The organism is uncultured Campylobacter sp. (assembly GCF_938040115.1).
Classification (GTDB): Bacteria; Campylobacterota; Campylobacteria; order Campylobacterales; family Campylobacteraceae; genus Campylobacter_A.
Genome location: NZ_CALHXD010000200.1, coordinates 1 through 11,611, shown reverse-complemented (window position 1 = coordinate 11,611; position 11,611 = coordinate 1). Strand labels below are relative to the sequence as shown.

Annotated in this window: 11 protein-coding genes and 1 tRNA gene; 8 read left to right on the top strand and 4 right to left on the bottom strand. The window is 50.7% G+C overall.

Annotation, left to right across the window (positions count from 1 at the left end):
- From Q0314_RS06885 to Q0314_RS06850, 8 genes are all read left to right on the top strand, one after another.
- Positions 1 to 1,057: PDZ domain-containing protein (locus Q0314_RS06885; protein WP_298057746.1), on the top strand; the 1,057-nt coding region annotated here is incomplete at its 5' end.
- Positions 1,058 to 1,474: 417 nt separating this feature from the next.
- Complete coding sequence (locus Q0314_RS06880; protein WP_366114565.1) at positions 1,475 to 2,314, top strand: polyprenyl synthetase family protein; 840 nt, start codon at positions 1,475 to 1,477, stop codon at positions 2,312 to 2,314.
- 207 nt (positions 2,315 to 2,521) lie between these two features.
- The gene (locus Q0314_RS06875) at positions 2,522 to 3,772 is read left to right on the top strand and encodes a hypothetical protein (protein WP_298057743.1); all 1,251 of its coding nucleotides are present in this window, start codon (positions 2,522 to 2,524) and stop codon (positions 3,770 to 3,772) included.
- 150 nt (positions 3,773 to 3,922) lie between these two features.
- Positions 3,923 to 5,194 (top strand): hypothetical protein, encoded by a 1,272-nt coding sequence (locus Q0314_RS06870; RefSeq protein ID WP_298057741.1) that lies wholly within the window; start codon positions 3,923 to 3,925, stop codon positions 5,192 to 5,194.
- Between the two features lie 89 nt (positions 5,195 to 5,283).
- Positions 5,284 to 6,147 (top strand): hypothetical protein, encoded by an 864-nt coding sequence (locus Q0314_RS06865; RefSeq protein WP_298057740.1) that lies wholly within the window; start codon positions 5,284 to 5,286, stop codon positions 6,145 to 6,147.
- A 48-nt stretch (positions 6,148 to 6,195) separates the two neighbouring features.
- On the top strand, positions 6,196 to 8,109 hold the full coding sequence (tkt, locus tag Q0314_RS06860) for a transketolase (protein ID WP_298057738.1): 1,914 nt from the start codon (positions 6,196 to 6,198) through the stop codon (positions 8,107 to 8,109).
- 131 nt (positions 8,110 to 8,240) lie between these two features.
- Positions 8,241 to 8,417 (top strand): hypothetical protein, encoded by a 177-nt coding sequence (locus Q0314_RS06855; RefSeq protein ID WP_298057737.1) that lies wholly within the window; start codon positions 8,241 to 8,243, stop codon positions 8,415 to 8,417.
- Positions 8,417 to 9,211, top strand: a complete 795-nt coding sequence (locus tag Q0314_RS06850) for an undecaprenyl-diphosphate phosphatase (protein ID WP_298057735.1) — start codon at positions 8,417 to 8,419, stop codon at positions 9,209 to 9,211. Before Q0314_RS06855 ends, Q0314_RS06850 begins: the two co-directional genes overlap by 1 nt.
- 74 nt (positions 9,212 to 9,285) lie before the next feature.
- On the opposite strand, the gene Q0314_RS06845 is transcribed toward Q0314_RS06850, so the two are convergent.
- The 4 genes from Q0314_RS06845 to Q0314_RS06830 form a co-directional block, all read right to left on the bottom strand.
- Positions 9,286 to 9,948: a metallophosphoesterase family protein gene (locus Q0314_RS06845; protein WP_298057734.1), complete on the bottom strand. Its 663-nt coding sequence runs from the start codon at positions 9,946 to 9,948 to the stop codon at positions 9,286 to 9,288.
- The gene (locus Q0314_RS06840; RefSeq protein WP_298057732.1) at positions 9,945 to 10,634 is read right to left on the bottom strand and encodes a metallophosphoesterase; all 690 of its coding nucleotides are present in this window, start codon (positions 10,632 to 10,634) and stop codon (positions 9,945 to 9,947) included. Before Q0314_RS06840 ends, Q0314_RS06845 begins: the two co-directional genes overlap by 4 nt.
- A gap of 57 nt (positions 10,635 to 10,691) precedes the next feature.
- Positions 10,692 to 10,779: transfer RNA gene (locus Q0314_RS06835), tRNA-Ser, on the bottom strand.
- Between the two features lie 173 nt (positions 10,780 to 10,952).
- The coding region (locus Q0314_RS06830; protein WP_298057731.1) for a class I SAM-dependent methyltransferase at positions 10,953 to 11,611 on the bottom strand (659 nt) is incomplete at its 5' end.

Sequence of the window (11,611 nt, the reverse complement as noted above, 5' to 3'; positions counted from 1 at the left end):
ATTTGCCGCGTCGCTTAGAGCCGAGCCTCGCCCGACGCAGGATGATTTTAACGCTTGCTTTGAGAAAAACTTGCCTGCCATGGTAAACGTCGCGGGCAACGGCGGCATCGCGATCGCGCCAAATCTAATCGCCGTACCAAAAGGCGAAATTCCCGTGAAAAACTACGTCAAATTTGACCCATATCTGGGCCTCTATCTGGTCGCCTCGGACGCCAAACTCGAGCCTATGAAGATGTCTGACGATAACGCGACGAAAAAAAGCGACTGGGTTAGCGTCACGCGCGATCTAAACGCGACCGTCTACGGCCACGTAAAGGCGCAGGCGCAGGCGCTAGGCGAGCTAGACGTACTCACGTTTGACGTAAACGGCACGGGCGCCGTGCTAAGTCCGTGCTGCAAGCTACGCGGTATCGCAGTGGGCGGGGATAAATTCGTCCCGAGCCGCTATCTAAGGCACTTTGCGGCGTATAAAGACGTTTACTACGGCGATGTGGGCGCGGTTTTTGAGGAGCGAGATGGCAAGCTCTACGTAAAGAGCGTCGATCCGCTCGGACGCGGCGCGGCGCTAATGGTGGGTGATGAAATTTTGAGCGTAAACGGCGAGAAATTTGAGAGTTTGCGCGAGCTAAACGAGAGGATTTTGTTCGCCAAAAAGGGCGAGCGGCTCAAATTTGAGATCAAGCGCGGCGACGAGGTTTTGAAATTTGGCGTGGCGGTCTCTGACGACGCGGCCAAAAAAGAGCAAAAAGCGCCGATGAAGGCGGATAAAAAGGCCGCCGCTAGCGACGCAAAACCTCAGTCCATACCGCAAAGCAGCGATGCCGCGAGCGTGCAAAAGCTCTACGGCATGACATTTGACGAGAAGCTAACGGTAAAAAGCGTCGACGCAAACTCGGGCGCGGCCAAATTTGGCGTCAGAGTCGGCGACAAGCTGATACAAGTGGGGCAAAAAACGGTCTCAAACCGCAAGGAAGCGCTCAGCCTGCTCGCTAAAAGCGGCGGTCAAAATTTGCTTTTTAGACGCAACGGCTTTGACTTTTTTTACAATGCGCGGTAGTCGCGAGTGGCAAATTTGACGCCTTTGCAGGCTAAATTTGAGAAATTTAGCCTGCGCCCGACCAGTCGGCAAAAATAAAACGGAGAATAGATGCAAAATCAAAATTTAGCGGTAAAATCAAAATTTAGCGGCAATGATCAAATTTGCCTTCAAAGCGCGGCGAAATCGTCAAATTTGAGTGAGTCGCAGGCGCTGCCGAATGATCAAATTTTAGCTCGCAGTTCGCGCGCGAGCTCGTCTCAAAATTGCTCTCAAATTTTAAACTCGACCAAAGCCAAAACTAGCTCCGAAAATCCGACTCAAAGCCCGAAAAATAGAGCAAATTTGATCTCGATAAACGCAGCAAAAGGCTCGTGTTTTACTTCGGGTGCAAATTTGCAGCAACCAGTGCCCAGCGCCGCCGATCAGGACGCGCTTTTGGCCGAGTTTAAGGAGTTTTTGAGCGCGCATTTACCGAGCAATCCTAGCTTTCATCCATGCTTTGACGAGGCGCTTTCGTACACGCTAAAATCGGGCGGCAAGCACTTTCGCGCGATGTTGGTCGCAGGTGTCGTAGCGGCGGTGCGTCCCGAGCGCAAAGAGGCGGCGTTTCACATCGCGCTGGCATTTGAGACGATGCACAGCTACTCGCTCATTCACGACGATCTGCCTGCGATGGACGACTCGGATCTGCGCCGCGGACAGCCTAGCTTGCACGTCAAATTTGACGAAGTAACGGCGATCCTAGCGGGCGACGCGCTAAACACCCACGCCTTTTATCAGATAGCAAGGGCTCCGCTGGATGCGGACGCGCGCATAAAATGCGTCGAGATCCTAAGCCGCAACGCCGGTATCTATGGCATGGCGCTAGGGCAGGCGGTGGATTGTTATTTCGAGAATCAAAAACTAGGGCTTGAGGAGCTAAAATTTTTGCACATCCATAAGACCGCGCGCCTTATCGCGGCGAGCTTGCAAGCAGGCTGCGTCGTGGCGGGACTAGACGAGACGGAGGCTGCGCGCATATACGACATCGGGCTTGATCTGGGGCTAGCGTTTCAGATCGCAGACGACATCATCGACGCGACGCAAAGCGCCGAAACGGCGGGCAAGCCGACACATAACGACGGTGCGAAAAACTCATTTACCAACCTTCTTGGCGTAGAGGGCGCGGTGCAGGCTAAAAACGAGCTCATCGCAAAGATAGAGTGCGAGCTAGGCGGCGTGCATGCGGGTATCCGCGCTATCGTGATGGGCCTCATTGACAAGCATTTGCGGTAAATTTAGCTTAAATTTGCATTTTGTTCGGTCAAATTTGAGCAGTTAAATTTGCCGTCAAATTTTGCAAATTTTATCCATAACTACAAAACTCTATCCGCTCGGTATAAATAAACCATCTCGCAAACCGTGCCGATCCCGCCGTAAATTCGGCAAAATTCGGCGTCCTTTTTATGCTATAATCGTTTAAATTTATCAAAAGGAGAGATAATGAAAAAATTAGCTTTATCGCTTGCGCTTTTGTGTGCGGCGGCGTTTGCCAAAGAGTACGGCTACATGCTAGCTAGCACCGCGCAAAAGACTTTTGAGGAGCCGACTTTTAGCTATGAAACCAAGCAAAGCTACGACGCCAAGGCTCGCCGCCTAGAGCTAGTGAGCAGCTCCGAGCTCGCAGACGGCCTAAAGGGCAAACACAAAGAGATCAGCTACTACAACAAAGCCGGCGAGATGACGAAATTTGAAGCCTATAGCTATGATTTTGCCGCGAAAAAATGGGTCAAAGTAACCGAATACAAAGCCGATTATAAAAAAGGCGTCCTCACGCAGGAGTCTAGTTCATTTATCAGAGGCGTGCCGGAAAATGCTAGCAAAATCATCACAAAGTACCTAAAAAACGCTAGCGAGGAGATCAGATACGAGCTGGTAAAGGGCAAATGGCAAAAAGCAGCGCTAACTAAAACCGTGGAGAACGCATACGGCGAGAACGAGCTCATCGTGCTTAGCGTCTGGGACGGCAAAAGATGGCAGCCTAAGTCAAAAACGCAGCTGCTCTACGGCGTGGACGGACAGACGCGCGGCTACGAGAGCTGGGACTACGAAAACGGCGCATGGCAAAACCGCGAAAGAAGCACTGTTGCGGGCGACGTGAAGGGTAAATACGAGCAGGTAAGAAGCGTGTTTGAGGACGGCGCGTGGCGCTATGACGAGATGTCAAAGCACGACTACGACGCCTCTAGTGGCAAAGATGTGACGATAAACCTCATCTGGAACGCCGAGCAAAACGCATGGGAAAACAACAGCAAAAGCGTCTCGGTCGTAGAGGGCGTGGGCTTTGAAACGGCGGCGTTTTTGTGGGATAAAGAGCGCAAAGAGTGGAAGCAGGAGTACTCCAACCGCAGCATCTACGACAAGAGCGGCGAGCGTCTGCTAACGCAGCGATACGACACGATGGACGGCAGCGAGAAGTTCGTCTACGGCTACAACGAGCGCGGCGATAACGTGAGCGTGGATATCTACGAGCTAGTTAGCGACGAAAACGGCAAAAGATGGGTGCAAAATAAGCGCCTGGAGACGACCTTTGATCCGCACATATTAGCCGACGACGTCGGACACGGCGGCTCGCTGATGTCCTTTGAGATGCCTAGCAGATACGCGGTGACTAGCTTTAAACAATTCGTCGCAGCGGACGGTAAATTTAAGCTCGCCTCAGAGCAGACGTGGAAATATAAAAGGGTCAAATGATCTTTTGCTAGCGGCCCAACTGCGTTAAATTTGACGCTTTGGATTCGGTCAAATTTAACGAGCGCCCGAGCGTCAAATTTAGCTCGTTAAATTTTGCTTTCGCATCAAATTTGACGCCGTTTGGGCGGCTAAATTTAAAAAGGAGCGAATGTGAGATTTTTTTGGAAAGCGGCGGCGATGGCTGTGATTTGGGCCTTGCCGCTAGCTGCGTCGGGCGAAATTTGCCTAAAAAAGACGAGCTACAAGACGGAGGGCGACGCCGTGCCGCACTACAAATACGAAACGAGCCAAGCTTACGACGCGAAGGCTCGACTACTAGAAAAAATCTACGACGAAATCAGCGATGAGGGCAGGCGCAGAACGAAAAGTATTGTCAAATTTGACGAAAGAGGCGAGCGCGAGATAGGCAGCACAGAGTACGATTGGGACTTTGGCGCCGAAAAATGGCGCAAAGCAGGGTTCTCAAAAACAGAGAGGACAAAGGACGGCGCGTTTGTTTATATTGATACTCGCGGTCAAAACGGCAAACTAAACCAAGGTCAAAAAACCATCGAAAAGCGAACGGGCGCGACGGAAATCTCTCAAAATTTCACTCTAAAAAACGGCAAATGGACGCCGACGTATCTAATCAAAAGACTTTATGACGAAAACCATAAAACTACGCTCGTAGCGACCTTTGAGTGGAATACCAAAGCAAAAAAATGGACTCCGTACGAAAAATTGATATACCGCTATAAAGGCGACGTCTACGCTAGCTCCGAGGGCTATAAATGGCGCGGCAAATGGGTGCCGCAGACGAAGCATTCGGCCTTTACGGCTGCGGACGGAATGCGCACTGAGATAAATTTTACGTGGAGCCAGGACGCGTGGCAGCCGCAGGAGAGGACGGTGCAAAAAATAGAGCCCGAGTTTAGGCGCTTTACCGATCTTAGATGCCGCTGGGACGCCGCAAAGAGCGAGTGGAACGGCTGCTACAAAAACGTGCGCGAGGAGACCGAGCAGGGTCGGCTAAAATACTCCGCATCGTCGTTTTGGCAGGGGGAGTCGCAGCGCTGGGGGGTTGTGTTTGAAAACGAGCTTAGCTACGACGCGCGCGGTAACCTGATAAAAAATCGCGAGATGTCAGATGGCGAGCGGCGCGAGTACGTCTACGCCTACGACGAAGCTGGAAATAACGTATCCTCAGCGCTTCGCGAACCCGATGAGAGCGGCAAATGGCGCGAAACGCAAAAGACGGTAAATGTATTTGAACGTGAAATTTTAGCACGCGACGTCATGGATCGCGGCTTCATTGGCGACTACGTAGCCGCAGGCGAAAACGCGATCAAAAGCAGCAAGCAGTATTTTTTAGACGGCGATGAGTTTAAGCTAAACGAGACGTTCGAGTGGTTTTACGAAAAGTGCGAGCCGTCTCGCGAGTGAGCCGTGTATCGTTCAAATTTCGTGCGACGACGCGATGATGTTTGGCTGCGTGGCGGAGTATGGTTTTTAAATAAAATTTAGGAGAAAACGTGAAAAGTTTGGACGAAATTTTACTCTCTTTCGACGAAAATACGCAAAATGTTTTATTTATAAACGGTAATGGCGCAAAGCACCCCGTTTGGGACGATGCGAACGAGGTTTTCGCGCTAGCTACGAAGCAAATTTTAGATAAAAGCCTAGGGCGGCAAGAAGGCGCGGATTACGGCGGGACGGTTAAATTTTACGATGCCCGGCCGGTTGCTTTTATCGGCGTACATGCACAGATGATCGGGCGAAAAAGCATAGGGTTTTTGCTCACGGAGCGGCATCTTTTGGTTAAATTTGACGCCTCCGCCGCAAACGCGGACGAAGTAGCCGCGGCGTTTAGGCTCGGCGAGCATTCGCCTGACGAGCTGGAAAATCTCGCGTGGCAAGAGCTAGAAAAATGCAAATTTGAAATCGAGGACGAGATGAAAGCGGCGATGAAAAGGGCGCTAAAAGCGGTCTTGCAAGCGGTTTTCGAGGAAGGCGTTAAGGCCCAGGAGCGCACGATCGCGGATAAAATTTTGGAGCTTGAGCTGGGCGAAGCGCTAAAAACGCCGCTTGACGAGACGAAGCTGCTATCAAAATCGCTTAGCGTCTTTAAGCCCGTCTCGCCGATGCTTCACAGCCTTGACCGTTCGCTTTTCGGTAAGCCTTACGGCGTGATACTGGACGAGCGCGGACTCATTAGCCGCGAGCTGATGGAAGAGCCCGTTTTTAGCTCGTGGGACGAGATCAAGGGCTCGCAAATCGAAGTAAAAGAGGATGCCGTAATAATCGGCGAAAAAGAGCATAAGATACCTTTTGAGCTAAAAGATAAAAAAGAAAATTTCGCCGAGTTTTTAAAATTTACGGCGGCGCTAAAAGCGTAAAATTTAAGCCGAATTTTCGTATAATCGCATAAAAACTAAGGAGAAAAAATGCTAAAAAAGATGGCGGATACGATAAGGTTTTTATGCGCGGATATGGTGCAGCAGGCAAACAGCGGGCACCCGGGCGCGCCGATGGGGCTAGCGGACGTCATGGTCGTGCTGGCTAAATTTCTAAATCACAATCCTAAAAATCCAAACTGGCTAAACCGCGACAGGCTCGTGTTTAGCGGCGGTCACGCAAGCTCGCTCGTGTATAGCTTTTTGCATCTTAGCGGCTACGATCTTAGCCTTGATGATCTAAAAAACTTCCGTCAGCTAGGCTCCAAAACCCCGGGCCACCCAGAGATCCACACAAAAGGCGTCGAGGTCGCGACCGGACCATTAGGGCAGGGCGTGGCAAACGCGGTGGGCTTTGCTATGGCGGCAAAATACGCGGCCAATCTGCTAAACGAGCCTGAAAACGCCGTCATAGATCATAAAATTTACTGCCTCTGCGGCGACGGAGACTTGCAGGAGGGCATCAGCTACGAGGCCTGTGCGGTCGCGGGCAATCTGCATCTAGACAACCTCGTGCTGATCTACGACTCCAACAACATCACGATCGAGGGCGACACGAGTATCGCTTGGAGCGAGGACGTGAAGGCGAGGTTTGAGGCGCAGGGCTGGGACGTCGCGCGCATAGACGGCCACGACTACGATCAGATCGAGTTTGCGCTCGAGCAAGCCGCCGAAAAAGAGCGCCCGTATCTCATCATCGCAAACACCCGCATCGCAAAGGGCGCGGGCGAGCTAGAGGGCAGTCACCACAGCCACGGCGCGCCGCTTGGCGAGGAGATCATAAAGGCTGCTAAAATCGCAGCCGGCTTTGATCCTGAGCGCAAATTTGCCATCGACGAGGACGTTCTTATTCGCTTCCGCGCCGCTCTAGAAAAGGGCGACCTAGCCGAAGCTCAGTGGAACAAAAAGGTAGAAAATCTAAGCAGCGAGAGCAGAAATATGCTAAACGCACTGTTAAACCCTGATTTTAGCAAGATAGATTTCCCAGATTTTAGCGGTAAAAAGCTAGCCACGCGCGACAGCAACGGCGTCATCATGAACGAGATCGCGCGGGCTCTACCTGGCTTTATCGGCGGTAGCGCGGATCTGGCTCCATCAAACAAAACCGAGCTAAAAGGCATGGGCGACTTCCCTAACGGACGCAACATCCACTACGGTATCCGCGAGCACGCCATGGCCGCGATAAACAATGCGGTCGCTAGATACGGGCTTTTCTTGCCGTTTAGCGCGACGTTTTTTATCTTTAGCGACTATCTAAAGCCGTCCGCGCGTATCGCCTCGCTGATGAGCATCAGGCACTTTTTTATCTTTACGCACGACAGCATCGGCGTGGGCGAGGACGGACCGACACACCAGCCTATCGAGCAGCTTAGCACGCTTCGCGCGATGCCAAATTTTTACACTTTCCGCCCGGCCGACGGCAACGAAAACGCGCTTTGTTGGAAAGCTGCGTTAAATTTACGCGCTCCAAGCGCCTTCGTGCTTAGCCGTCAAGGCCTCGCTCCGCTTGAAAAAGGCGAACTAGGCGGCGTAGAAAATGGCGCTTATCTACTAAAACGCGCGCAAAACGCCAAAATCACGCTAATAGCCAGCGGCAGCGAAGTCGAGCTTTGCGTTAAAGCGGCTGAAATTTTAGCCGCTCGCGGTATCGGCGCGAACGTCGTCTCTGCTCCGTGCTTCGACCTGCTTTGCGAGCAGCCGCGCGAGTACGTAGATCAGATCATAGATCCAGCGACCAAGGTCATCGCCGTCGAAGCCGCAAGCGCGCTGGAGTGGTATAAATTTGCTGACGAGATCTACTCGATGAAGAGCTTTGGCGAGAGCGGCAAGGCGGGCGCATTGTTCGAATACTTCGGCTTCACGCCTGAAAAGATCGCGGAATTTGCGCAAGAGTTGGCGAAGTAAAATCTAGCTTTAAATTTGACGGTTTTAGCTTGAGCTGGAGGCGTCAAATTTGAGAACTCATGCCGGGCGAGACCCGCATCAAATTTATGCGGCTTGCTCGCGGTAAAATCAAAATTATAAAAAGGGAAATATTGCAAAGATATAGGCAAAAAACAGGGCGATTCGCCGACGAAAATTTCATCATAAATTTAGCTCGCGGCGCAGGTAATTTTGACGCACAAAAAGGCGAAAATGATCAAATTTGTGCTCAAGATAAAATCAAATTTAGCGCGCAAAATCAGCTTAAATTTAACCAAAAGGCCGCGTGATGGAGCTTTCGCATATCATCGTTTTGGCCCTAGTTCAGGGCATTAGCGAGTTTTTGCCGATCTCTAGCTCGGCACATCTCGTGCTCGTGCCAAAGCTGCTTGGATGGGCGGATCAGGGGCTTGCCTTTGACGTCGCCGTTCACGTTGGCACGCTCGCGGCGATACTTTTTTATTTCAAAGATAGACTTGCTGGGCTCGTGCGCGATTTTTTCGCATCTATCACGCGACGCGAGAGGGTCGGCGACAGCACGCTCGTGTGGTCGGTCGGCTTTGCGACCGTGCCGGTGGGGCTTTTTGGCCTAGCGTTTAGTGACGCCATCGAGCAGTACGCTAGAAACGGGCTCGTGATCGCGGCGATGACGATAATCTTTGGTATCGCGCTCTACGTCGCGGACAAAAAATCAGGACTAAAAACCGAATACGAAATGACGATCAAGCTCGCTCTCATCGTGGGTCTAGCGCAGGCGATCGCGCTAATACCCGGCGTTTCGCGCTCGGGCGTGACGATGACGGCGGCGCTGATGCTTGGCTTTAGTCACAGCGCAAGCGCGAATTTCTCGTTTTTGCTCTCGATCCCGGTTATCGTGCTAGCAGGCGGCCTTGAGGCGGTAAAGCTGATAAAAACCCCCGACGCGCTACCTTGGAGCGATCTTGCTATCGGCGCGGCGGTTAGCGGCCTTAGCGCGTATCTTTGCGTGCGGCTGTTTATGGCGCTGATCGCGCGCGTGAGCATGCTACCGTTCGTGATTTACCGCATGATTTTGGGCGTGTTTTTGTTTGTGATGTTTTTATGAAAATAGCTAAATTTGGGCTCAAATTTAAGATTTGAAGCCCAAATTCGCTTTGTAAATCCAAAGCGCAAATTTGACTAAGGCCAGTCAAAATTTAGCTTTTCTAAAACCTCTTTTATCCTCGCGCTTCTACTCTCTACGCTATCTTCTTCGCTAAACATCCTGTGTTTGCTATGTTCAAAAGGCGGCAGGTCTTTAACGAAATCGTAAATTTCCTCAAAGCTCAAAATCTTGCCGTGCAGGTCGTAGCTGGCGTTTAGCGCCTTGCCTTTTACGTTTGCGATATTTGCGTGGATGTGGCCGTATAGCTGGATCGCGCCGTGGTGACCTGCGTTCCACTCGGCTAGCGGATAGTGAAAGAGCACGAGATGAAATTTATCTTGTTCGCGCTGCACGGTGATCTCTTTGTATTTGCAAATTTCATCAAACAGCGCGTTGCCGTCTTGCTTTTTCATAGCTAGCAGCTCGTCTTTATGCTTTTTTATCGCTTCGTCGTGATTGCCTAGCACTAGGACGTGCTTGCCGTTTAGCTTGCTAAAGATGGATATACTCGTCTCCACATCCTTGTGAAAGCTAATATCGCCCATGTTATAAACCGTGTCGCAGGGATTTACTCTCTCGTTCCAATGGCCAATAAGCGCCCTGTCCATCGCCTCTACGCTAGAAAAAGGCCTAAAGCACGGATGAAATTTCATGATATTGCTATGTCCGAAATGCAAATCGGAGGTAAAATAAATCATTTTTGCTCCTTTAAATCCACTTCAAATTTCTCGCCGCTTTTTATCTCCATGATAACTAGGCGCTTAAAAAACACGGCACCCACGTCCATAGAAAAGACGTTATTCGCGCGCCTGGTTATCCTATTTTCCTCGCTTGCGACGTGCCCGTGAAATATCCGCTTGCCCGTATTATTACTCTCCCAAAATGGATCTATGCTCCACAGCACGTAGTCCTCGTCTTGTTCCTCTTCGCTTTTGCCGCCGTCAAAGGCTGCATGGACGAATATGCTTTTTTCAGAGCTTACTACGTGGGGCATATCGCCGATAAAATCCTTGAGCCACGAGAGCGCGAAGCTGTTTAAATTTCGCTTGTAGATCGACCTTTTGGTTTTATCGCCGCCGTTTCTAAGCCAAATTTGATGATCTAGCGTATCGCCGCCAAAATACCCATCCATCATCATTTTTTCGTGATTTCCCAGCACGTGGATCAGCGCGTATCCTTTTCTAACGAGCTCGGCGTATCTTTTGTATAGTCCAATCGTATCCTCGCCGCGGTCGCAGCTATCGCCTAAAATAATAACCAAATCCTTTTTGGTCAAATTTATCTTTTTAATCATCAGATTAAAAAGCCTGAGGCAGCCGTGCATATCGCCGAATACGAAAATCCGCGCGTAATCATCTTCGTTTATGTGTTTTATCTTTATCATTTTTTGTTCTTGTGCGTAAATTTGTGGAAAATTTTTGGGTTAAGTTTTATAAGATTATGGCAGATGGGAAGGGATTCGAACCCTCGAAAGCTTGCACTTTACACGCGTTCCAGGCGTGCTCCTTCAACCGCTCGGACACCCATCTATGAAGCCTGGATTATAGCTAAAATTTAATAAGCGCAAACTTATATTTGAGCTTGATCGCGTTTTGCGGCGGCGTCAAATTTAGCGCGCATAGTATTTTAGCGCCATAAAGGTGCGGGTTAGGACGCAAAACAGTCAAATTTACCGTCAAATTTAGCTTAAATTTGAGCGAATTTACCCGCGCTTGCCCAGAGCGAAAACAAACATCCTGCACGCCTCGCGAAACGGCTTTATGTAGCCCAGCATGCGCGCGATAAGCCCCCAGCGGTGTTTGTACATATTTGTCATGGTGCCGATTTCTAGGCACTTGATGCGCTCTTTGTCCCACGCCTCGACCTCGTCTGCACCCTCTACGCTCATCTTAAATTTCACGTCTCCTTTCATAAATTTGAGCACGTCGTGCTTGCGCGTGTTTGATCTCGCGGCAAATTTATTTATCAAATCAGTGAGCAAAAGCCCCTCGAACCGCTCGCTCAAATTTAGCACGAACTCCCGAAATACCGCCTTTTCAAAATACATCGCCACACCCTCTAGCACGAAAATAAACTTCGCGCCCGCGTGCTTTTTTGCTAGCTCGTCCATCCACGCGGTTTCTAGCATCGAGCACGCTAGGCTGTAGTTTCGCGGCGCTTTTGGCATGAGCTTATCGCGAAGGGCGATGACGTCAGGCAAATCAAGGTCGTAAAAGGTCGCCTCAGGGCAGAGTGGAGCTAGCCGCAAAGGCCTAGTATCAAGCCCGGCACCTACTTGAACGATGACGGCGGCCAGGTGCTCGCGAGTAAATTTAAGTATGCAGTCGTCAAAAAACCTCGCGCGTATCACCGTGCCGACCC